The 22,558-nt window shown below is 63.2% G+C and carries 23 protein-coding genes and 1 other RNA gene; 9 read left to right on the forward strand and 15 right to left on the reverse strand.

Annotated elements, in window-relative coordinates:
* The first annotated feature begins 162 nt into the window (after positions 1–162).
* Positions 163–654: a rhomboid family intramembrane serine protease gene (locus H7A12_09275; GenBank protein ID MCP5320998.1), complete on the forward strand. Its 492-nt coding sequence runs from the start codon at positions 163–165 to the stop codon at positions 652–654.
* A 43-nt stretch (positions 655–697) separates the two neighbouring features.
* Here the strand turns inward: H7A12_09275 and H7A12_09280 are convergent, their stop codons facing one another.
* Entirely contained in the window at positions 698–949 is a 252-nt protein-coding gene (locus H7A12_09280; GenBank protein ID MCP5320999.1) for a CBS domain-containing protein, read from the reverse strand.
* Between the two features lie 110 nt (positions 950–1,059).
* On the opposite strand from H7A12_09280, the gene H7A12_09285 reads away from it, so the two are divergent.
* Positions 1,060–1,857, forward strand: a complete 798-nt coding sequence (locus H7A12_09285; protein MCP5321000.1) for an NYN domain-containing protein — start codon at positions 1,060–1,062, stop codon at positions 1,855–1,857.
* Positions 1,858–1,922: 65 nt separating this feature from the next.
* Here H7A12_09285 and H7A12_09290 read toward each other — a convergent pair whose 3' ends face one another.
* The gene (locus tag H7A12_09290; protein MCP5321001.1) at positions 1,923–2,153 is read right to left on the reverse strand and encodes a hexameric tyrosine-coordinated heme protein; all 231 of its coding nucleotides are present in this window, start codon (positions 2,151–2,153) and stop codon (positions 1,923–1,925) included.
* Positions 2,154–2,660: 507 nt separating this feature from the next.
* On the opposite strand from H7A12_09290, the gene H7A12_09295 reads away from it, so the two are divergent.
* Together H7A12_09295 and H7A12_09300 are read left to right on the forward strand one after the other, a co-directional pair.
* Positions 2,661–3,602, forward strand: a complete 942-nt coding sequence (locus H7A12_09295) for a redoxin family protein (protein ID MCP5321002.1) — start codon at positions 2,661–2,663, stop codon at positions 3,600–3,602.
* Between the two features lie 100 nt (positions 3,603–3,702).
* Positions 3,703–4,155, forward strand: coding sequence for a carboxymuconolactone decarboxylase family protein (locus H7A12_09300; GenBank protein MCP5321003.1), 453 nt, complete (start codon positions 3,703–3,705; stop codon positions 4,153–4,155).
* Positions 4,156–4,368: 213 nt separating this feature from the next.
* Here H7A12_09300 and H7A12_09305 read toward each other — a convergent pair whose 3' ends face one another.
* The 4 genes from H7A12_09305 to H7A12_09320 all read right to left on the reverse strand — a co-directional run bounded on the left by H7A12_09305 (position 4,369) and on the right by H7A12_09320 (position 7,922).
* Positions 4,369–4,788, reverse strand: coding sequence for a cupin domain-containing protein (locus H7A12_09305; GenBank protein MCP5321004.1), 420 nt, complete (start codon positions 4,786–4,788; stop codon positions 4,369–4,371).
* Between the two features lie 107 nt (positions 4,789–4,895).
* Positions 4,896–5,627: an NAD(P)H-binding protein gene (locus tag H7A12_09310; GenBank protein MCP5321005.1), complete on the reverse strand. Its 732-nt coding sequence runs from the start codon at positions 5,625–5,627 to the stop codon at positions 4,896–4,898.
* Between the two features lie 48 nt (positions 5,628–5,675).
* The gene (locus H7A12_09315) at positions 5,676–6,275 is read right to left on the reverse strand and encodes an Rrf2 family transcriptional regulator (GenBank protein MCP5321006.1); all 600 of its coding nucleotides are present in this window, start codon (positions 6,273–6,275) and stop codon (positions 5,676–5,678) included.
* 195 nt (positions 6,276–6,470) lie between these two features.
* Entirely contained in the window at positions 6,471–7,922 is a 1,452-nt protein-coding gene (locus H7A12_09320; protein MCP5321007.1) for a catalase, read from the reverse strand.
* A 318-nt stretch (positions 7,923–8,240) separates the two neighbouring features.
* On the opposite strand from H7A12_09320, the gene H7A12_09325 reads away from it, so the two are divergent.
* Positions 8,241–10,478: an NADP-dependent isocitrate dehydrogenase gene (locus H7A12_09325; GenBank protein ID MCP5321008.1), complete on the forward strand. Its 2,238-nt coding sequence runs from the start codon at positions 8,241–8,243 to the stop codon at positions 10,476–10,478.
* 48 nt (positions 10,479–10,526) lie between these two features.
* On the opposite strand, the gene ptsP is transcribed toward H7A12_09325, so the two are convergent.
* From ptsP to H7A12_09365, 8 genes are all read right to left on the reverse strand, one after another.
* Positions 10,527–12,800 (reverse strand): phosphoenolpyruvate--protein phosphotransferase, encoded by a 2,274-nt coding sequence (ptsP, locus tag H7A12_09330; protein MCP5321009.1) that lies wholly within the window; start codon positions 12,798–12,800, stop codon positions 10,527–10,529.
* Positions 12,801–12,816: 16 nt separating this feature from the next.
* The gene (locus H7A12_09335; GenBank protein ID MCP5321010.1) at positions 12,817–13,359 is read right to left on the reverse strand and encodes an RNA pyrophosphohydrolase; all 543 of its coding nucleotides are present in this window, start codon (positions 13,357–13,359) and stop codon (positions 12,817–12,819) included.
* Between the two features lie 30 nt (positions 13,360–13,389).
* Complete coding sequence (locus H7A12_09340; GenBank protein ID MCP5321011.1) at positions 13,390–14,592, reverse strand: class I SAM-dependent rRNA methyltransferase; 1,203 nt, start codon at positions 14,590–14,592, stop codon at positions 13,390–13,392.
* Between the two features lie 30 nt (positions 14,593–14,622).
* Positions 14,623–15,015 carry a glycine cleavage system protein GcvH gene (gene gcvH, locus H7A12_09345; GenBank protein ID MCP5321012.1) on the reverse strand — a complete coding sequence of 131 codons (393 nt, stop codon included), beginning with the start codon at positions 15,013–15,015 and terminating at the stop codon, positions 14,623–14,625.
* A 105-nt stretch (positions 15,016–15,120) separates the two neighbouring features.
* Positions 15,121–16,350 carry an FAD-dependent monooxygenase gene (locus H7A12_09350; GenBank protein ID MCP5321013.1) on the reverse strand — a complete coding sequence of 410 codons (1,230 nt, stop codon included), beginning with the start codon at positions 16,348–16,350 and terminating at the stop codon, positions 15,121–15,123.
* Entirely contained in the window at positions 16,347–17,588 is a 1,242-nt protein-coding gene (gene ubiH / locus H7A12_09355; GenBank protein MCP5321014.1) for a 2-octaprenyl-6-methoxyphenyl hydroxylase, read from the reverse strand. The genes H7A12_09350 and ubiH overlap by 4 nt, the downstream gene beginning before the upstream one ends.
* Complete coding sequence (pepP, locus tag H7A12_09360) at positions 17,585–18,931, reverse strand: Xaa-Pro aminopeptidase (protein MCP5321015.1); 1,347 nt, start codon at positions 18,929–18,931, stop codon at positions 17,585–17,587. Before pepP ends, ubiH begins: the two co-directional genes overlap by 4 nt.
* 10 nt (positions 18,932–18,941) lie before the next feature.
* Positions 18,942–19,478: a UPF0149 family protein gene (locus tag H7A12_09365; protein MCP5321016.1), complete on the reverse strand. Its 537-nt coding sequence runs from the start codon at positions 19,476–19,478 to the stop codon at positions 18,942–18,944.
* A gap of 103 nt (positions 19,479–19,581) precedes the next feature.
* Between H7A12_09365 and H7A12_09370 the strand changes: the two genes are divergently transcribed.
* From H7A12_09370 to H7A12_09385, 4 genes are all read left to right on the forward strand, one after another.
* Positions 19,582–19,803, forward strand: coding sequence for a TIGR02449 family protein (locus H7A12_09370; GenBank protein MCP5321017.1), 222 nt, complete (start codon positions 19,582–19,584; stop codon positions 19,801–19,803).
* Complete coding sequence (locus H7A12_09375) at positions 19,800–20,120, forward strand: cell division protein ZapA (protein MCP5321018.1); 321 nt, start codon at positions 19,800–19,802, stop codon at positions 20,118–20,120. Before H7A12_09370 ends, H7A12_09375 begins: the two co-directional genes overlap by 4 nt.
* Before the next feature lie 48 nt (positions 20,121–20,168).
* A non-coding RNA gene (gene ssrS, locus H7A12_09380) (6S RNA) lies at positions 20,169–20,347 on the forward strand.
* A 45-nt stretch (positions 20,348–20,392) separates the two neighbouring features.
* Positions 20,393–21,001 carry a 5-formyltetrahydrofolate cyclo-ligase gene (locus H7A12_09385; protein ID MCP5321019.1) on the forward strand — a complete coding sequence of 203 codons (609 nt, stop codon included), beginning with the start codon at positions 20,393–20,395 and terminating at the stop codon, positions 20,999–21,001.
* Here H7A12_09385 and ilvA read toward each other — a convergent pair.
* Positions 20,980–22,515: a threonine ammonia-lyase, biosynthetic gene (gene ilvA, locus H7A12_09390; GenBank protein MCP5321020.1), complete on the reverse strand. Its 1,536-nt coding sequence runs from the start codon at positions 22,513–22,515 to the stop codon at positions 20,980–20,982. The two genes, H7A12_09385 and ilvA, sit on opposite strands and share 22 nt — an antisense overlap.
* Between the last annotated feature and the right edge of the window lie 43 nt (positions 22,516–22,558).

Raw genomic sequence — 22,558 nt, forward strand, 5'->3', positions numbered from 1 at the left:
GGCTGACCGACCTGATCACCCGGTGGAGCCTCTACGTCGAGCCGGATTAACGCCCCGGTGGCACGAGAGTGGCACAAGCCACCCGCGCTCGATGGCAGTCTGAGTTTATTGTGCTGTCGACCTGCTGTGGGTAGCCATTGGTTTCGGATTCGAGTCGTTGCAGTGCTATCGCAAGCATTCGTTGTTGCAGCTGCAACAATTATGGGCTCATCGCCAGTTCTCCACGCCGGTCCAGCGCACCTAGCGACCAACGTGTTCGCGCTGGGCATGTTCGGCCCGCGTGTCGTTCGTGCGCTCGGCTGGTGGAAGTTCTCGTTTCTATTCCTGCTCGCCGGGATACTGACCAACTGTGCGTCAGCTGCATTGATGGCGCGCCCCGTCATCGGCGCCAGCGGCGCCGTGGCGGCCGTCATGGCCGCGCACTTGGCACTGTTTCCGCGCTCGATCTACGCACCGTTCATCGCTCTGTGGGTCGCACTTCAAGTCGTGTTCGCCAGCATTGCGCTGGACTTCGGTGGGGTGGCATGGCCGGCGCACGTCCTGGGCGCGGTGATTGGTGCCGGTTTCGTTTTCCCGGCGCGGCCAGCACCGACCCGCCGCCGCAACTGTTGTTGCGCCTGCGACAATTTCGTTGCGCCTCGCGAAATTCCATAGCCCCCGATTTATCGCGCGTAGGCCGCCGATTTATCGCGCGCGCTTACAGGTTGCGCGTCGTCATGAACTCGGCAACGCTGCCCACGCCCGAATCGTTGTAGGTTGCGCTGAACACCCCGCGCAGGCAGTCCATCTCGGAAAGCACGCCAATCAGGCGGTCGTCGGCGTCCACCACGCACAGACCGGAAATCCTGTGTGTGACGATCAGGTCGACCGCATCGAACAGATTCGCATCCGGACGGATCTTGATCGGGTGCTGCACTACGTAGCGGCTCAGGTCGATGTTTTTGAGCATGGTGGTGTCTCCCGCTGGCTCCTGCCCGTAATATACCCGCAAGCCTCCCGGCTGCAAGGCAGACACACGACCGGAGACCAAGCGTGAGCGATCGCCCGAACACACGCAACATGGCGCTTTTCTGCGACTTCGAGAACGTTGCACTCGGCGTGCGTGATGCCCGCTACTCCGCATTCGACATCCGCAAAGTGCTCGAACGGCTGCTGCTGAAAGGCAATATCGTGGTCAAGAAGGCGTACTGCGACTGGGACCGCTACAAGGAATTCAAGAAGGCGATGCACGAAGCCGCCTTCGAACTGATCGAGATTCCGCATGTTCGGCAATCGGGCAAGAACTCTGCCGATATCCGCATGGTCGTTGATGCACTCGACCTCTGTTACACGAAATCACACGTCGACATGTTCGTGATCATCAGCGGCGATTCGGATTTCTCGCCGCTGGTCGCAAAGCTGCGCGAGAACAACAAGACCGTGATCGGCGTCGGCGTGAAGAACTCGAGCTCGGACCTGCTGATATCGGGCTGCGACGAATTCATCTACTACGACGACCTGGTGCGCGAGCCCGAGGCAAAGCAGAAGCGCCGCGCACGTCCTGCAGCGAAAAAGAGCACTGCCGTGCCGAAGGAGCAGGAGACGCCTCCCGTCGACGCAAAGCGCCAGGAAGCCTTCGATCTGGTGCTGGCGACCATCGAGGACCTGTTCGAGGAACGCGGGCAGGAAGACAAGGTGTGGGCATCGATGGTCAAGCAGACGCTGAAGCGCCGTCATCCGGGCTTCAACGAGCGCTACCACGGATTCCGTACCTTCGCGCAACTGCTCGAAGAGGCGCAGGCGCGCAAGCTGCTGGAACTCGAGCCCGACGAGAAATCAGGCAACTATATCATCCGCAGCCTCGCCCACGACGACTGATGCCACGACCTCCCGGAACTGTACACAGCACTCGCGACAATACCGCGTACGAGTGCCTGCCGGGCTCACTTGCGCCAATAGTCGTTGGCGGCAGCCACCGTCTGGAAATTGATCGCGATGACCTGCGATGCCGCGGTCAGCCCATCGGCATCGTTGGCGTACACCGGGCGAAGCTTGTGCAGAACCTCCGCATCCGGTTGCGTGTACTTGACGCCGCGGCGGCTCAGCGTGATCGCAAGCTCGAAGCCTTGCTGCGGCGTGTCGGTGAGAAGCGTCGTAAGCCAGGTGTCTGCCATGACCGGATCCTCTTGCAAATTGAAAGCACAGCGCGCGGCAACGAATCGATGCAGCCATCCGCTCGGCGTTCTGGACAACGCCCGTCAACCGCTTGTCCAAACTACTGCAGCAAAGCCATCGAGGCAACGACGGCTGTTCGCCATTTGTCCCGCTTCAGAGGCTGCCGTAAATGGATCCCTGCGGGCTCGAACGCCGCGTCCCCGCAGCACACGCCCCCAATGCGAAGGCGTTGCCACGCGCGTGATGATGTTTTGCGATAGCCGCTTCAGCCCGTCACCGGCAATGCCGGCTCGCAGCCGGTTGCTGTCTCGCAGGCAGACCGCTCCGCATCGGATCTGCGATGCCGTCAGCCGGAAGCACGGGAAGAACAGAACCCCGCCCCGAGTTGAATATTGCAAGCCTTGATAATTCAGACTAACATGGTCTGAGTTAATAGATTTGACGGCCATAGCTTGGCTTTTGCTGCCCATTTAGGTGTCGCATAAGCAATAGCAAGAGGAGCGGTCATGCGCACATATCTCAAGCGAATCATGCTGGGCTTCGTGACCCTTTTCATGGCAGTCAGTAGTGCGCAGGCCAGCAACCTGCCCGAGCAACTGCTGCGCGAACCGATTCCTCTGGTGACCGGCAAACCGGTCAGCTTGGCGGATTTCAAAGGCAAAAAGCCGGTTTATTTGAAATTCTGGGCGACCTGGTGTCAGCCTTGCCGCCAGCAAATGCCTCACTTCGAGCATGTACAACAAACCTACGGTGATGAAATCCAGGTGATTGCCGTCAACGTCGGCATCAACGACGACATCAGCAGCATTAACGAAGCCGTCAAGGAATTTGGCCTGACCATGCCCATGGCACTGGATGCCAGTGGCGACCTGGCCCAGGCCTTCCGCCTGATTGGCACGCCCTACCATCTGGTGTTCGACAAGGATATGAACCTGATCCACCGAGGCCATGAAGCAGACTCCGTACTCGACAGCTCCCTGGCACTGGTAGCACAAAGACAGCAGGCCGAGATTCTGGACTCCGACGTACTGGTAGAAAAGGCGGCGGATATCCCGCTCGACCTGAACGACGGCAAGATCCACGCACTATTGTTCACCGCCACCTGGTGTGATTGGTACTGGGCAGAAACCCGCCCCGAAGCGGCACAAAGCTGCGTACAAGCACAAAAGGCCGTCAATCAGCTGGTTGAAGAGCATAAGGATATTGCCTGGCAGGGCGTCATCAACCGCTTGTGGACCGGTGACGAGGATCTGGCGGAGTACCTGGGCAAGTTTGCGGTGAAGCACCCCGCAGCCATCGACAAGAGCAACCGGCTGTTCCATCAGTTTGCGGTGCACCAGCTGCCCGAGCTGATCCTGGTCAAAGACGGCAAGACAGTTGAACGCATCTCTGATTTTTCTGTTGCGGACCCCATCCGCAAGCAACTGCAGGGCATCCAAGCCAGATAATGCGATGGATACGGGCGCCTTGCTGCAAGGCATCCGTGCTGTTTACGGCCTGCAGGACTGAAGGCAGAGTAGTTCACCTCAATTGAACATCGGAGATCACATGACCGAAAGAGTCAATCTTGGCAAGTCAGCACCTGCGTTGTATCAGGCAGTCGTCGAGCTTGACCGGCTGGCTTCTGCAGCGCTGGATCGCGCAGGTATTGCCGCCGGTTTGTCACATCTGTTGCGCCTGCGGGCATCCCAAATCAACCAGTGCGCTTTCTGTATCAGACTGCATACCCGTGATGCACTTGCCAGCGGTGAAACCGCTGACCGTGTAGCGGTATTGCCTGCATGGAAAGAGACCGGTTATTTCAGTGCCAAAGAACGTGCCGCACTGGAGCTGGTCGAGCGGATTACACTGATTGCCGACAAACAGCTACCCGATGCAATCTACCAGCAGGCTGCAACAGAGCTTTCCAAGGAAGAGATATCAGCTGTCGAATGGCTTGCCGTGATTATCAATGCATGGAATCGCATTGCCATTGCAAGCCATTACTCGGTTAGGGCATAGCTGTAATCGAGGGTGGCCGATATGGAGCGACATACCGGCGTGAAAGGCCTGTTCGGTTGAATCAGAGATCTCGATAAAAACAAGCCATCAGCGTTCCCGCCCTTCGCGCTGTTTCGCCTTTTCCTTCTCGGCGTTCAACTCCGCTTGCAGCACTGAGCTTGCCGGATGCATGGCGGCGCTTCAAACCGGGACAACAGCGCATTTTTTGCGGCCTTATTTCATGGGCTTAACCAGCTCCTTGTCATCGGTATCGACAACAAACACGGCCAGCAGCTTGGCCGGTTCGGTTTTACTTACGTTGCGGCTGACGGAATGCAGGGCACCAGGACGCTCGGACCAGCTATCACCTGCGTGGTAAACGCGGGTTTCTTCGTCATCCACCTTGGATTCGATAGCCCCTGAAACCACATAGGCATAGATGAACGCCGAGTTCGCGTGGGTGTGTGGAGAGCCTTCCTGACCAGGAGCAAACTCAACCTCTACGGCAATCAGCGACTTGCCCGGAATATTGGGGATGTCAGCGGAAAAATTGGGTATCACTGTGCCTGCATTAAATTCATGTGCCGCCACATTGACAGCAACGGGCAGAATGAGGGCTGCAGCTGCAGCAGCAATCAGGCTTTTGATTTTCATGAAACACCTCAAAATTACTAGTGTAGTGCTGTCCCGACAAGCCAACAGAACCAGAAGATAGACCTTGCTGACTTGCCTGTTGAAAAAATTGGCTGTGATGGCTGGCCTTAGCGGGATACAGGCTCCCAGCCCAGTTGCTGTCGTGCCTTTTTGATACTGACGGTCCCGTCATCATCAGCACAGTTGTAAATGCCGGTTTCACCTTTGGTAACTGCCAGCTCGGCAGCTCTGGCAGCAGCAGCCACATGCACTGAACACGGTGCAATGGCAGCATCAAAGCCGGTTCCTTCACCGTACAGCAAGCCGTAGCGCAGCACCAGACCTTCCAGTGGCGCTTCAACTACCTGTCGCTCCAGGCTGCGCACTGCGTCTGCAGTTTCGCCAAACTGCGGGTGGCTGGAGGGCACCAGGGGGGCATCCTCCAGATGCGGCTGCTCGCTCTGGTCGTAAACAAAGGCAATACTCTGCGCGATCATGCGCTTGGCTCCGCCTGCAACTGCCGCGGCTACCAGATTGCGTGTTCCTTCATCGCGCAAACGAGCGTTGCGTGCCAAGGCCGCTTCCATCTGACTCTCGTCCAACCCCAGCGGCAAGTCGGTCAGTTGGTGGATCACCACGTCGGGTTTGAACCCGCTGACGATATCGCGCAGCTTGTCCGCATCAAAAACGTCTGCCACTACGCCGTCAATGCCCAGCTCTTGCAGCATAGGCAGCTTGGCGGCGGAACGGGTCGTGCCCAATACGGTCCAGCCGTGGGCTCGCAACATGGGAGCCAGCAGGCGTCCGATGGCGCCGGACGCCCCGGCCAGAAAAATCCGTTTGCTGTTATGTTCAGTCATGCCGTTGTTCTTCAGGTAAATGTTTTGAAGCTTCGGCCAGGGCGGGTATCAGCCGTTAGCGGCCGCTTTTCGTCCCTTGCCATGTCCACCTTTAGCCCGCCTCCTGGCCAGCTGGCTTTGCATGGCATCCAGCCGCGCAGATTCACGCGACTGCTGTCGACCGGCAAACCAAACCTGCGCCTCGTTGCCGAAAGTTTCCGGCATACCCTTTTTGGCCATGCCGGTGACCAGCGAGGCCAGGCTGGTTTTGGCCAACTCGGCACGCATGGCCTTTTCCGCCCTGAGCATGACCGCGTGAATTCCACAGACTCCGCTGCATGCCCATTCCGGTTGTCCGTCTTCGAACAACGCGCAGTCGCCACGAATTTCCTTGCAATCGAATAACGGATTGTTGCCTTCAATGGCATCCGTCACCTCCAGCACGCTGATCTTCTCCGGGCTGCGCGACAGCCGGTAGCCGCCCCGGATGCCTTCGCTGGACGTGACAACACCGGCCTTTGTCAAACGGGAAAAAATTTTTGCCACGTAGCTGGGGGAAACCCCTTGGATGTCGGCCAGGTCACGGCTGCTGGGCTGCTGGTCGCCGGATTCAGCCAGCCAGAGCAAGCAGTGCAGGGCGTATTCCACGCCGGTTCCGATATGCGGCATCGCTTATCAACCGTCTTAATCTATAACCCGGATCTTAATGAGCCGAGTTAAATATGTCAAACCTGTTCAGAAATGCCCCGGGGCGGGGCTGAGTCACAGACGAGCTGCCTGGCCAACCCGATCGAGCACGGTGAATGGTATTGCCGCTGCCAGTCTCCTGCTCTTGAAGATACCCAGCATGACAGGTACTTGTAATCAGTTCGCCGCCATGCCCAATGCGCGGGCAACACCCTCGCCATAGGCAGGATCACACTTGCTGCAGTTGGCGATATGGCGGCGCTTGATCGCTTCAGGTGCATCACCCATCGCACGGGCCGTGTTCTCGAACAGCAACTGCTGCTGTGCCGGCGTCATCAGACGAAACAGCGCGCGCGGCTGGGTGTAGTAATCGTCGTCATCCTCGCGGAAATTCCAGTGATCGGCACTGCCGTCAATCTTCAGCGGTGGCTCGCGGAAGTCCGGCTGCTCCTGCCACTCTCCGTAGCTATTCGGCTCGTAGCCCGGCGTGCCGCCGAAGTTGCCATCCACGCGCATCAGACCATCCCGGTGATAGCTGTGTGCAGGGCAGCGAGCCGCATTGACCGGAATCATGCCGTGATTGACACCGAGCCGGTAACGCTGCGCATCGCCATACGAAAACAGTCGGCCTTGCAGCATCTTGTCGGGCGAGAAGCCAATGCCCGGGACGACGTTGGCCGGATTGAAGGCTGCCTGCTCGACTTCGGCAAAATAGTTGTCCGGATTGCGATTCAGCTCCATGACACCCACTTCGATCAGCGGGTAGTCCTTGTGTGGCCATACCTTGCTCAGGTCGAAGGGATGGTAGGGCACCTTCTCCGCATCGGTTTCCGGCATCACCTGCACATACATCGTCCACTTCGGGAACTCGCCGCGTTCGATGGCTTCATACAGATCCTGCTGATGCGTCTCGCGGTTCTTGCCGACGGCCGCCTCGGCATCGGCATCGGTCATGTTCTTGATGCCCTGCTGGGTCCTGAAATGGAACTTGACCCAGTAGCGCTCGTTCCTGGCGTTGATGAAGCTGAAGGTATGCGAGCCGAAACCGTGCATGTGGCGGTAGCTGGCCGGGATGCCACGGTCGGACATGACGATGGTCACCTGGTGCAGCGCCTCCGGCAACAGTGTCCAGAAATCCCAGTTGTTCCTCGCGCTGCGCAGGTTGGTGCGCGGATCGCGCTTGACCGCGTGGTTCAGGTCGGGAAATTTCAGCGGGTCACGCAGGAAGAATACCGGTGTATTGTTGCCGGCCAGATCCCAGTTCCCCTCCTCGGTATAGAACTTGATGGCGAAACCACGGATATCGCGCTCCGCATCCGCTGCACCGCGCTCACCCGCAACCGTCGAGAAGCGCACGAAGAGATCGGTTTTCCTGCCAATCTGGCCGAACAGCCTTGCGCGGGTGTATTGCGTGATGTCTTGGGTGACCGTAAAGGTGCCGTAGGCCCCTGAGCCCTTGGCGTGCATGCGGCGCTCGGGGATCACCTCGCGATCGAAATGCGCGAGTTTTTCCAGAAACCAGACGTCCTGCAGCAACTGCGGGCCCCGCTTGCCGGCCGTCATCACGTTCTGGTTGTCGATGACCGGGCATCCGGCCACCGTGGTCAGTTTCTTGTCGTCATTGCTCATCATCATGCTCCTCGTATCATCAGCCTGCCTGCAGCAGTGACACCGGGACCGTCCGCGCGATGGGGTCGGCTGACAGGCTCGTTTTCGGGGCCATGTACGGAATTCCTTCATCTTCGACCTTGTGCACGCGAGTGGCAAGCCGAAGCAGGCGAGCGGTCAACCCCCGTCAACGCCTGTTTGCGTCCTCGCGTGCAGCGCTTAACATGCGCAGTCGGACGGCAGGCTGAACGCCTGCACCAAGCGGCTATCGGGTCGCCTCGCATCCATCGATGCGCAGCCCCCTCGCCGAGTTCAACCTCTGTACAAGGAATACCTGCCATGAGCCCTACGCCGTCGACCATCATCTACACCCTGACCGACGAAGCGCCGGCACTGGCCACGGCTTCGTTGCTGCCGATCCTGAGCGCCTTTGCAGGCGTAGCCGGCGTCACGGTCGAAAGCAGCGATATCTCGGTGGCCGGGCGCATCCTGGCGCAGTTTCCCGAGCGGCTGACCGAAACACAGCGGGTGCCGGACAATCTCGCAGCGCTGGGAGAGCTTAGCCTCAGGCCCGAAGCCAACATCATCAAGCTGCCCAACATCAGCGCCTCGGTGGCACAGCTCAAGGAGGCCATCGCCGAGCTGCAGGAAAAGGGGTACAGGATCCCCGATTTTCCGGAAAACCCGCAGACGGACGACGAAAAGGACATTCGCGCACGCTACAACCGCTGCATAGGCAGTGCCGTCAACCCGGTGCTGCGCCAGGGCAACTCCGACCGCCGCGCACCGAAGGCCGTGAAGGAGTACGCCCGCAAGCATCCGCACCAGATGGCCGAGTGGAGCCAGGCATCGCGCAGCCACGTCTCGCACATGATGGATGGCGATTTCTACAGCGGCGAGAAATCGATGACGCTGGACCGTGCCCGCAACGTGAAAATGGAGCTGATCACGAAGAGCGGCAAGACCATCGTGCTCAAGCCCAAGGTCGCACTGCAGGATCGCGAAGTCATCGACTCGATGTTCATGAGCAAGAAAAAGCTGCTCGAGTTCTACGAAAGGCAGATCGACGACGCGTACAAGACGGGCGTGATGTTCTCGCTGCACGTCAAGGCGACGATGATGAAGGTATCGCACCCGATCGTGTTCGGCCACTGCGTGCGCATGTTCTACAAGGACGCGTTCGCCAAGCACGCCAAGGTGCTCGATGAACTCGGCGTGAACGTGAACAACGGCATGGTCGACCTCTACAACAAGATCGCCGTGCTGCCGAAGAGCGTACAGGACGAGATCCGCGCCGACATCCACGCCTGCCATGCGCACCGCCCCGAGCTGGCCATGGTGGATTCCGACAAGGGCATCACGAACTTCCATTCACCCAGCGACGTGATCGTCGACGCGTCGATGCCGGCGATGATCAGGAACGGCGGCAAGATGTACGGCGCCGACGGGCGCCTGAAGGACGTCAAGGCAGTGATGCCCGAGAGCACATTCGCGCGCATCTACCAGGAGATGCTCAATTTCTGCAAATGGCATGGAGCCTTTGATCCGCGCACGATGGGGACCGTGCCCAACGTCGGTCTGATGGCGCAGCAGGCCGAGGAATACGGCAGCCACGACAAGACCTTCGAGATTCCCGAGGACGGCGTCGCCAACATCACCGACCTGGATACCGGCGAAGTCCTGATGGGCCAGAACGTCGAGGCCGGCGACATCTGGCGCATGTGCCAGGTCAAGGACGCCCCGATCCGCGACTGGGTCAAGCTCGCGGTGACGCGCGCACGCCAGTCGGGCATGCCGGTGGTGTTCTGGCTCGACCCGTACCGCCCGCACGAGAACCAGCTGATCACCAAGGTCCGGACCTATCTGCGTGAACACGACACCACTGGCCTCGACATCCAGATCATGAGCCAGGTGCGTGCCATGCGCTACACGCTGGAGCGCGTCATTCGTGGCCTGGACACGATCAGCGCCACCGGCAACATCCTGCGTGACTACCTGACCGACCTGTTCCCGATCATGGAGCTGGGCACCAGTGCCAAGATGCTGTCGATCGTGCCGCTGATGGCCGGCGGAGGCATGTACGAAACAGGCGCGGGCGGCTCGGCACCCAAGCATGTGGAGCAACTGCTGGAGGAAAACCACCTGCGCTGGGATTCGCTGGGAGAATTCCTGGCGCTCGCGGTGAGTCTCGAGGATCTGGGACACAAGGACGGCAACACCCGTGCCGGCATCCTCGCCAGGACCCTGGATACGGCTACCGGCAAGCTGCTGGAAAAGGACAAGAGTCCACGGCGGCGCACCGGCGAGCTGGACAACCGCGGCAGCCACTTCTACCTCACGCTGTACTGGGCGCAGGCACTGGCCGAGCAGACCGATGATGCCGCGCTGGCCACCCGCTTCAAACCGCTGGCCGAGACGCTCACGCGCAACGAAGACCGGATCGTGCAGGAACTGGCCGCGGTGCAGGGCAAGGCGGCCGACATCGGTGGCTACTACAAGGTCGACCCGGTCCGGGTCGAGGCAGTGATGCGCCCGAGCCAGACCTTCAACGACGCGCTGGCGTCGCTGCAGGCCTGAAGCACCCGAGAAGGCCGACCCCGCGCCGCCGCCGGACCGGGGTCGGCTTCAGCTTGCCGGCTGCGCCGTCTGCAGGCGCAGCGCTACGCCGCCCTCACGCAAGCGCTCTTCGACCGTGACGCGGATGCGTTGCGCGTCGTCGAGCAACAGCACCGTTGCAAGCAACTCGTCGGCCTCCGCGCGCGAGAAGCGGCGCAGCGCAGCCTTCACACGTGCGAGGCTGGTCGCGTTCATCGACAGCGTGTCATAGCCCATCGCAACCAGCAGCAGGGCAGCGCCGGGATCGCCGGCAAGCTCCCCGCAGATCCCGACCGGGCGACCGGCCGCATGGCCGGCCACGACGACGTATGCCAGTGCCTGCAGCACCGCGGGGTGGAACGGGTGATAGAGCGCTGCGACACGCGCGTTGTTGCGGTCCACCGCCAGCAGGTACTGGGTGAGATCGTTGCTCCCGACCGACAGGAAATCCACTCGCCGCGCGAGATCGGCGGCCTGGTATACGGCGGCCGGCACCTCGACCATCACGCCGACCTGCGGTGCGACCACTGCCCAGCCTTCCTCGACGATCTCCGCGTGCGCCCGCGCCAGCAGGGCGAGTGCATCGTCGAGTTCCTGTGTGTTGCTGATCATCGGCAACATCACGCGCAGATTGTCGAGGCCGGCACTGGCTTTCAGCATCGCGCGCACCTGCGCGAGAAAAATCTCCGGGTGATCCAGCGTCACACGGATGCCACGCCAACCCAGAAACGGGTTTGCCTCCTCGATCGGGAAGTACGGCAACGCCTTGTCGCCACCGATGTCCAGTGTGCGCATCGTCACCGACCGTGGTGCAAAGGCCTCGAGTTGTTCGCGGTAGATCAGGCGCTGCTCTTCCTCGGTCGGAAAGCGTTCGCGCAACAGGAACGGGATCTCCGTGCGGTAGAGCCCCACACCCTCGGCGCCTCGCCCGAGCGTACGCATCAGCTTCGAGTCGAAGCCGGTATTCACGAACAGCCGCACCGGATGCCCATCGCTCAACTGGCACGGCAGGTCGAGCATGCTTTCAAACTCGCGGGTCAGCGCGCGTTCGGCCTCCATCACCGCCAGGTACTGCTGCAGCAGCTCAGGCGGGGGATCGATCAACACCCGCCCTGCATGACCATCGACGACGATCCCGGCGCCGTCGATCTCCGCAAACGGCAGATCGACCGCACCCAGCACGCAGGGGACCGCCATCGCGCGCGCGAGTATCGCGGTATGCGAATTGCCGGAACCCGACACCGAGACGATCCCGGCGAGGCGCGCCTCGGGTACCTCCGCAAGCAGCGATGCGGGAATCTCCTCGCCCACCAGCACCGTTCGCTCCGGGTAGTCGACCGTGTTGCGCTCCCCGGCCTGCAGGTGCGCCAGCACGCGCCGCCCCAGATCGCGCAGGTCCGTGGCACGATCGCGCAGGTACGGGTCCTCCATCAGTTCGAAGGTGCGCACATGCGCCAGCACCACCTGGCTCAGCGCACCCTGGGCCCACTGCCCGGCGCGGATCGCTTCGATGACCTCACCGCCAAGCGTGCGGTCGTCGAGCAGCATCACGTAGGCGTCGAACAGCGCGATTTCCTCCGGCCGCACGCGGGTACTCAGGTCTGCGCGTATTGCCAGCACTTCTGAACGCACGGCGGCGATCGCGTGCCGGAACAGCCGCACCTCGGCTTGTGGATCCGCACATTCCCGGCTCGGCACCGCCCTCATGTCCGCAGGCGGCGAAACCACCACCACCCGACCGACCGCGATTCCCGGCGAACCAGCCACGCCCGCAAACTCGGTGGCGCGTGCAGCCAGGTTGCGCGCATCACGGCGAACACTGCGTGCGGCACCGGCGTGCGCGATCATCCCTGCAAGCTGTGCCGACAGGGTGATCAGGAAGGCTTCCTCTTCCTCGTCGAAACGGCGTCGCTCACGCTGCTGCACCACCAGTACGCCGACGACCTGCCGATGGTGGATGATCGGTACGCCAAGGAAGGACTTGAATACTTCCTCGCCGGAACCTTCGATGAACTTGAAGTCCGGATGCGCCTCGGCGTCTTCGAGGTTCAGCGGCTCCGCGCGGCGCGCGACGAATCCGATCAGACCCTCGTCCAGCGCCAGGCTGAAGCGACCTTCGAGCGCCTTGTTCAGTCCCTCGGTGGCCATGAACACGTAGCGATCGGTGCCCGGATCGTGAATGTAGACCGAACACACCTCGGTCTGCATCGTCTCGCGCACCCGGCGCACGATGATCGCCAGTGCCTCGGCCAGATCGACCGCACCGAACACTTCCTGCGCCACCCGGCGCAGCGATTTCAGCATCGTGTGCGGTGCTGCCTCAGCGCCCATTGCGCACGAGCCGGCCGTGGCGCGGAGCGAGCTCCCACAACGCACGGCGATAGACTTCACGCTTGAATGCGACGATCTGGCCGAGCGGGTACCAGTACGAAACCCAGCGCCACTGGTCGAATTCCGGTGAAGGGTGCGCATCGACCCGCACCCGCTCATCGTTGCTCACCAGACGCAGCAGGAACCACTTCTGCTTCTGGCCGACGAAGTTCGGGTTCTTGCGGTTGCGCATGAACTGCGGCGGCAGGCGGTAATGCAGCCAGCCTCCCGTGCAGTCGAGCAACTCGACGTCATCGGCTGCCAGCCCGACCTCCTCGCCAAGCTCGCGGTACATCGCGTCCTCGGGTGATTCTCCTTCGTGGATGCCACCTTGCGGAAACTGCCAGGCACTCTGCCCACGACGGCGCGCCCACAGCAGATCGCCCCGGCAGTTGGCCAGGATGATGCCCACGTTGGGCCGGAAGCCGTGCTCGTCGATCACTGTGGATGGCCTGTCGGATGCTGCACGGGGACACCCCGTGCTTGCCGGCATTCTTCCATATTTCGGCCCGGCACGCCCAGATCAGCGCATCACGCGGGCGATCAGGGTCTTCAGGTAGCGGGTTTCAGCGATCGCGGGATGAACCGGATGATCCGGTCCCTGGCCGGCGAAGCCGAGAATCTGCAGCCGGCGTCCGGCGTGGTGAGCGGCCCCGCGCACGATGTCGAGCAGGGTCGGCTCGTCGAGATGCATGGAGCACGACGCGGACACGACGATGGCATCGTCGGCAAGCACCTCCATCGCAGCACGGTTCAGACGGTGGTACGCGCTCTCGCCGCTCTTCTGGTCGCGCCGGCGTTTTATGAATGCCGGCGGATCGAGCACGACGAGATCAAAGCGCATACCGGCACTCGCCAGCGCTGCCAGTTCGTCGAAGGCGTTGCCGCAACGCAGTGTGACGCGCTCGGCCACACCGTTTGTCCGTGCGTTCTGCGCCGCAAGTGCGAGCGCAGGCTGCGAACTGTCGATGCAGGTCACGGCGCTGGCGCCACCGAGCGCCGCCTGCACACCCCAGCCGCCGACGTAGCTGAACACGTCGAGTACACGCTGTCCGCGTGCCAGCCCTGCCACCCGTGCACGCGTCTCCCGATGGTCGTAGAACCAGCCGGTCTTCTGCCCGCCCGCAGCGGCGACGGAAAAACGTGCACCGTTCTCGCACAGCTCGACAACGTCCGGCACCGCGCCCCACGCGATGCGCGTGTACAGCGGCAATTGCTCCATGACGCGCACCGGGGTGTCGTTGCGCAACAGGATCCCCTCTGGTGCGAGCAGTTCGACCAGCACGGCGATGACCTCGTCGAGCAGCACCTCCATGCCCGCCGTGCCGACCTGCACGACCAGCAGCCCACCGTAGCGGTCGACGATCAGCCCGGGCAGCCCGTCGCTGTCACCATAGGCGAGCCGGTAGAACGGCTCGGCAAACAGGCGTTCGCGCAGCACGAGCGCCGCACTCAGCCGCGCGTGCAGGAAGTCACGCCCGAGCGCGCAAGCCGCGTCGCGCTCGAGCAGACGTGCGCAGATCAGCGAGTGTGGATTCACGAACGCCACTCCGAGAGGACGTCCGTTCGCAGCGACGAGCAGCGCCTGGGCTCCGGGGGTGAAGGCCTTAAGCGGGGTGGCGGCAGTATCGATCTCGTTGCTGTACACCCACGGATGACCGTGGCGGATGCGCCGCTCCTCGCCGCGGCGCAGTTGCAACTGCGGCAGCCCGGCAGCGTTGCTCATGGGCGCTACGACCCCGCGGCAGCGCGCGACTCAACCCTCGTCCAGGCTGGCTTCATAGCCGGGTGCATCGAGCAATGCAGCCAGATCGTCCGCGACGGCGTCCGCGCGCAGGCGAAAGAACCAGCCGTCCGTGTACGGGGCTCCATTGACCAGCTCGGGCGAATCCTCGAGCGCCTCGTTGACCTCGATCACGACGCCGGCAACCGGTGCATAGATGTCGGAGGCCGCTTTCACGGATTCGACGACACCGGCCTCGTCGCCCGTCGCAAAGCGTGCACCGACTTCAGGCAGTTCGACGAATACCACGTCACCCAGCGCAGCCTGCGCATGATCGGTGATGCCCACCGTAACGATGCCGGAGACGTCTGCAAGCGCCCATTCGTGGGTGACGGCGTATCTGCGATCGGCAGGAACGTTGCTCATCGGAACCCCCGGTGAAGTGCACATGATCAAAAATCGCGAGCCGCCGCGATTCTAGCTTCCACCCCGGCAAAACGAAACAACACGCCGTCAACGCTCCGCCAATGTTCAGTCGAGCCCGGCCGCACGCCGCATCAACAACCGCTTCAACGGTGCGGCGGCGTCCACCGCTGCCACTCCGAGGCTGCGCAGCAGTCGCACCGCAGGTCGCCGGTCGGCATAGAGCCGGCGCAACACCTCCATCGCCTCCAGCATCAGTGCGTTGTCGCCCCGACGCCTGCGCTGATAGCGCGCCAGCACGCCACCATCGGCCAACGCCAGCCCGCGGGCGCGAGCGCCGATCAACTCCTCGACGAGCACGCGCACATCGGCCAGGCCCAGGTTGATGCCCTGTCCGGCGAGCGGGTGGATCACGTGGGCAGCGTCGCCGATCAGTGCCACTCCCGGTGCGACGTAACTGGTCGCATGCAGCGGGCGCAATGGGAACGCGAGCCGGCGCGACACGGCCACGACCTCGCCGAGCACGTGTTCGCTCGCGCACCCGAGACGCTTTGCGAACGCGACGTCATCGAGCGCGAGCAACTCTGCCGCGACCGCTTCATCGGCGCTCCAGACGATCGAACAACTGCCTTCGCCGGCAGGCTGGGTCAGCGGCAGCAGGGCCAGCGGGCCGCTGCGCAGGAAGCACTGGCGTGCGGTGCGTTCATGCGCGATCGCCGTGGTGACGGTGGCGACGATCGCACGCTGGCCGGTGTCGCGCTCGGGTGCAGCGATCGCGCACCGCTCGCGCACCAGCGAACGGGCACCGTCGGCGCCCACGACCAGATCCGCATCGACGCACGCTCCCGACGCCAGCCACAGGCGAACGCTCGACACGCTGCCGTCCGGCAGTTCCAGCCGCTCCAGTGTCTCGCCGCAGCACACGCTGACGTTCTTCGTCTCGTCGAGCTGCGCGAACAGCGCGGCGACGATCCGCTGATTCTCGACGATGTGCCCCAGTACCGGTTCACCGAGTGCAGCGGCATCGAAAGCGATACGCCCGGTGCCATCCTCCTCCCAGACCCGCATGTACTCGTACGGACTCGCGCTACCCGTTGGCAACCGTTGCCACGCACCAGCCTGCGCCAGCAGACGCACCGAGGCGGGGTTGAGCGCGCTGACGCGCAACCCCACCTCGTGGATCGTCGCTGCCAATGGCGGCATGCGTGGCGGGCGCGTCGTCGCGTCGAGCAGCAGGATCCTGAGTCCGGACGGTGCCAGCAACGCCGCGAATGCACCACCGGCGATTCCGGCACCTACTATGACGACGTCGTATTTCCCTCCGGGCGGACCGTTCATGGGAAAGCGCTCCCGCCGGAGCCAACCCCGGTCGCATGGCGTACCAGCAGACTGCGCAGTGCGGGAAAGAGTTCGAAGCCGATCAATCCGAGATCACGCACGGCAGCCAACGGCAAGGCTCCGCTGCCGAACAGGCGCGGCAGCAGGTCGCTGAAGCCGATAGTGCGCTGCTGGTCGACTGCCTGGCGCGCAACGAAGCGCTGCAGCACCACGGCTTCGCCCGGCGATTCGTCGCGTGTGCGCGCATCGTCGAGCACCGCGGCGAGCGCAGCCACATCACGCAGCGACAGGTTGAACCCCTGCCCCGCCACCGGATGCAACGCGTGCGCAGCATTGCCGAGCAGTACCACACCGGAGCGAGCCTGTTCAGTCGCGCGTACCAGCGACAAGGGGTACGACTGGCGCTCACCGACGCGCAGCAGTCGCCCCAACCGGTAACCGAAACGCTGCTGCAGGCGTGCCAGGAACATCGCGTCGTCACAGGCGCCGGTTGCGCCCGCCTGTTCATGCGGCTGCACCCACACCAGCGCACTGCGTGCAAGTCCATCAGTCGCCACACCCAACGGCAGCATCGCCAGCGGCCCGTCGGCCGTGAAGCGCTCGAACGCACGCCCCTGGTGCGGCTGACGATGCGCAATGTTCGCGATCAATGCCGTCTGCCCGTAGTCGCGCTGCTCGCTGGCAATGCCGAGAGCGCCCGCCAGCGCCGAGCGTGCACCGTCGGCGATCACGACCAGGGTGGCGGCAAGTCGCGTGCGCTCGGCACCATGTTCGATCTCCACCACCATGCCGCCAGCCGTGGCGCGCACCACGAGGGCGCGTGCAGGTGCGACGATGCGCACATCCGGTGCCTGCCGCAGTGCACCGAGCAGCACCTGCCCAAGGTGCCGGTTCTCCGCGACATAACCCAGCGCATCGAGTCCTTCCTGCGCTGCATCCATCAGCACCGAGCCGAAATGTCCGCGATCGGAGACATGGATGCTGCGGATCGGCTCCACCAGTGCCCGCAGGCCCTGCCACAATCCGAGGCGTTCGAGAAATCTGGCGCTACCGACCGACAGCGCGGTGCACCGGCTGTCGAAGCTCGGCTGCAGCGCACGGGAACCCGGTGACGGCATCGCGATGCTTTCGATCAACGTGACGCGCCACGGATGCGCGCCACGAGCCAGCGCACACGCCAGACTCGCACCGACCATGCCGCCGCCCACGATCAGGACGTCGCAATCCTCGCGGCTCATGCGCTTCCCGCCATCACATACGCGATGTCGTCCACCGTCTTCGGTGCTGCGGCACTCAGCACATCGTGGCCGCTGCGCGTGACCGCCACAGCGTCCTCGATCCGGATCGCAATGCCCCGCCACTTCGGTGCAACCTCGCGGTTATCCGGTGCAACATAGATACCTGGCTCCACGGTCAGCACCATGCCCGGCTCCAGCACACGCCACGCGCCACCGACCTTGTAATCGCCCACATCGTGCACATCGAGCCCGAGCCAGTGCCCGGTGCGCTGCATGTAGAAGTGACGCCAGGCCTGCTGCTCGACCAGTTCGGCGGCTTCGCCATCGAGCAGACCGAGGTCGCGCAGGCCCTCGGTGATCACGCGCACGGCCACATCGTGCGGCTCGTTCCAGTGCCGCCCAGGTGCGATTTCACGGATCGCCGCAAGCTGCGCGGCGAGCACCAGCTCGTAGAGCGCCTGTTGGGCCGCACTGAAGCGTCCACTCACCGGGAACGTGCGCGTGATGTCTGCTGCGTAGTGCTCGAACTCGCAGCCTGCGTCGACCAGCACCAGTTCACCGGCACGCAGCGGCGCATCGTTGGTGGTGTAGTGGAGGATGCAGCCGTTGGCCCCACCCGCGACGATGCTGCTGTAGGCCGGCGCACGGGCACCATGACGCAGGAACTCGTGCAGCAGTTCCGCTTCCAGCTCGTATTCGAACATCCCGGGGCGACACGCTCGCATTGCCCGCAGGTGCGCACCGGCAGAAATCGTCGCCGCGTGGCGCATCACGCGCAATTCGCCGACGCTCTTGAACAGCCGCAGTTCGTGCAGGCAATGATCCAGGTCGAGAAACTCGCCGGGAGGACGAGCGCCACTGCGCGCACGTGCGCGGATCCCGTTGATCCAGTTCAGCAACTGGCGGTCGAACCCGGGCTGGCGGCCCATCGTGTAATAGAGCCGCTCGCGCCCCTCGATCAGCCCGGGCAGGATATCGTCGAGATCACCGACCGGAAACGCATCGTCGGCACCGAAGCGTGCGCAGGCGCCTTCCGGCCCCGCGCATGGACCCTCCCAGTTTTCCCGCTCGGGATCACGTTCGCGGCAGAACAGCAGGTACTGGCCGTGCTGGCGCCCCGGTACCAGCACCAGCACCGCATCGGGTTCGTCGAAACCACTGAGGTAGTGGAAGTCACTGTCTTGCCGGAACGGATAGTGCACGTCGCGATTGCGCACCACCCGCTGCGCCGAGGGCAGGATCGCAATGCAGCCCTCGCCCATCAGCGCCATCAGCTCACGGCGCCGGCGTGCGAGTTCGCGCACAGCGATGCGCGGGCGCCCGGACAATGCAGCGACGGTCATCGACCGCCTCTCAATGGTGCACGCCAGACGCCTCGCCTTCGCGCGAGGCAAACAGGCTGAGCGCAGCAACGCGCACGTATTCGACGATCTGCATGAAGTCGTCCTCGTCGTCGTCGCTACCGGAAACGACCGCTTCCGGGTCGAGTCCGGCAGCGATCGCATTCAGGTCTGCAAGCAGTTCGGCATCTTCGTCACTCGTCGCCGATCTCGCGGCGCGACCGGCCGCAAACGCCAGCACGAAGGCATCGCACCAGTCGGCGAGGGCTGCCACTCGCTCGGACAGCGATGCGTGTTCGTCGGGCAACAACGGCTCGAAGCCACACTCGGGATCCGCCAGCGCACCCTCGGTCAGCACCAGCATTCGACGCAGGCGTTGGTCCAGGGGCAGCGTGCCGATCGCCGCATCGAGGATGTGCTCCCACCACCCGGCATCGTCGTGGGCACTGCAACACAATCCACCAGTGAGCGCGCCGTGCACGCGCGAACCGGGCAGTGTACTTGCGAGGTCGGCCGCGATTCTGGCCATGCTGTCCGGATCAGTATGCATACGCGCCTCCCCTGAGGCGCCGGTGGCTGATTCGCGGCGGCTCGGCGTGTTCAATTGACCATGTTCGAGAGCGTCTTTTATAGTACCGGAACCGCTTGATGCGATGAAGGCGTCGATGGAACTGCAGCAATTGAAGGCGCTGGAACAGCGCGTGGACGAACTGATTCGCCTCTGTGCCGGGATGGACCAGGAAATCCGCACGCTGCGCGCGGCGGAACGCATGCTGCGGGACGAACGCGCCCAACTGCTGCGCAAGAATGAAGACGCTCGGGTCAAGGTCGAGGCAATGATCGGGCGGCTGCGCTCGCTGGAGCAGGAAACGTGAGCGTCGATACACCTCAGACCGTACGCGTACATATCCTGGACAAGGATTACCAGGTTGCCTGTCCGGCCGATGAGCGCGATGCGCTCGTCGAGTCCGCACGCTATCTCGACCAGCAGATGCGCACGATCCGCCAGAGCGGCAAGGTGATCGGCCTCGAGCGCATCGCCGTGATGGCGGCGCTGAACATCACGCACGAACTCATACGCCAGGGTCAGCTCTCCGACAGGGGCAGCCAGGATCTCGGCGATCGCCTGCGTCGGCTGACCGCCAGGATCGACGACACGCTCGGCAACTACCGCCAGATCGAGATCCAGTGAGATCCGGCGAGGGAGCAGGATCGGCAATCCGCTGATATACTCCGTTTCGATTCCCTGGGCTATTCGCCAGCCAGTTAGTCCTGGAGCCGATTCAAACCGATATGGAGGTCTCCAGCAGACGCAGGTGTGCAGGTCCGCTCGACGGAAAGCCCGACGCGTCACGGAGTCCGCCACCTTGAACCACCGGGTTCAAGGGCGACGCCGGCAGCGGTAGTCTCGGGGAATCCACCATCCCACGCACTGCGCCCGAACGCATCCCGAAGGCCTCTCCGATGTCCCTCCGCAAGGAGTTGCGCCAGCATTGCCGAACCGCACGTGCAGCGCTCGATGCCAAGGCGCGCAATCATGCCTCGCTCGCGATCGCTGTACACCTCGCGGCATCGCAACACTACCGCAACGCCCGCCATGTGGCGATCTACTGGCCAGTCGACGATGAAGTGGATCTGCGCGAACTGCTCCGGCTGCCATCGGCAGCGGCGCACAGCTTCTACCTGCCGCGCATGTTGCCCGCGCGTGTACTGGAATTTCGCCCGCTCGGCGACCCGACCATGCTGCGGCTCAATGACTGGGGCATAGCAGAGCCGCGGCCGGAAATGGGCGCGACGATCACGACACGGGAACTCGATCTGGTTTGCGTCCCGTTGCTCGGTTTCGACCGCCACGGCAATCGCCTCGGCCAGGGTGGCGGCTTCTATGACCGCGCATTCGCGTTCGTGCGCGAGGAACGGCTCGCGAGACCGCTGCTGATCGGTGCGGCGTTCGCGTGCCAGGAGTTGGCGACACTCGAGCGTGCCACGTGGGACGTGCCGCTGGACGCGGTAGTCACCGAGCACGGCCTGATCGAATGCGCGAGCGGCGTTCAGCGCAGGAACGCACGGTAGGCCGGATTCGTCGTTTCGTCCCAGTAGCTGTAGATGCTGTGGCGGCGTGTCATTTCTGCGAAGAACGCTGCCAGTGCTGCCCTATCGCGCTCGGGCACCTGAAAACCGACCAGCACGCGTGCATAGGCCGCACCATGATTGCGGTAGTGGAACAACGAGATGTTCCAGCCGTGCTCGAGCCGGTTCAGGAAGTTCAGCAAGGCGCCGGGGCGTTCCGGAAACTCGAAGCGGTAGACGATCTCGGCATCTCCCACCGAGGGTGCACGCCCGCCGACCATATAGCGGACGTGCAGCTTGGCCATCTCGTTGTCGCTGAGATCCATCACCTCGTAGCACTTGCTGCGCAGGTCCGCGATCAGCGTCTCGCGGTCGTTGCGTTCGGGTGAGACCTGGATGCCGACGAAGATCTGGGCACTGCCGCTGTCGGCGTAGCGGTAGTTGAACTCGGTGATCGAACGCCCGCGTCCGATCGCATTGCAGAACGCACGGAAGCTGCCGGGACGCTCCGGAATCGTGACGTTCAGCACCGCCTCGCGCTTCTCACCGACTTCGGTGCGCTCGGAAATATGACGCAGCCGATCGAAATTGGTGTTCGCACCGCTGTCGATCGCGACCAGCGTCTGCCCCTGCACGGCGGTGCGTTGCACGTATTTCTTCAATCCTGCCAGCGCGAGCGCCCCGGCAGGTTCGGCAATCGAACGCGTGTCGTCGAAGATATCCTTGATCGCAGCACAGATCTCGTCGGTATCGGCGGTGATCACTTCGTCCACCGTCTGACGGATCACGCGAAAGGTCTCACGCCCGATCTGTGCGACCGCCACACCGTCGGCGAAGATACCCACCTGCGGCAGCACGACGCGCCGGCGCGCCTTCAGTGCCGCATCGAGACACGCTGCGTCGACCGGCTCGACACCGATCACGCGCACCTCGGGGCGCACGTACTTGATGTAGGCGGCGATTCCAGCCAGCAGCCCTCCGCCACCGACCGGAACGAAGACTGCATCCACCGGACCGGAAAGCTGGCGCAGAATCTCCATGCCGATCGTACCCTGACCGGCAATCACGTCCGGGTCATCGTAGGGATGCACGAAACTCATGGCCTTCTGTGCCGCAAGTTCGTATGCGTGCGTGGATGCCTCGTCGTAGGTATCGCCATGCAACACCACGCGCGCACCGCGCCGGCGCACCGCGGCGACCTTGATCTCGGGCGTGGTACGCGGCATCACGATCAGTGCGCGGATATCGAGCCGCTGCGCGGCCAGCGCCACACCCTGCGCGTGGTTGCCCGCGGAGGCGGTGATCACACCCCGCGCGCGCTCCTCGTCCGACAGCCGGGCAATCCGGTTGTACGCGCCGCGCAGCTTGAAGGAGAACACCGGCTGCAGATCCTCGCGCTTCAACAGGACCCGGTTGCCCAGGCGGGTCGACAGTTGCGGCGCTTCGTCGATGGGCGTTTCGATCGCGACATCGTAGACGCGCGCATCGAGGATGCGCTTGATATAGGTCTTCGGCATGGTGCTGCGGTATCCGCTCGATGATGGCCTGCGTGCAACATGG

It is taken from the genome of Pseudomonadales bacterium (assembly GCA_024234165.1).
Classification (GTDB): Bacteria; Pseudomonadota; Gammaproteobacteria; order Pseudomonadales; family UBA5518; genus UBA5518.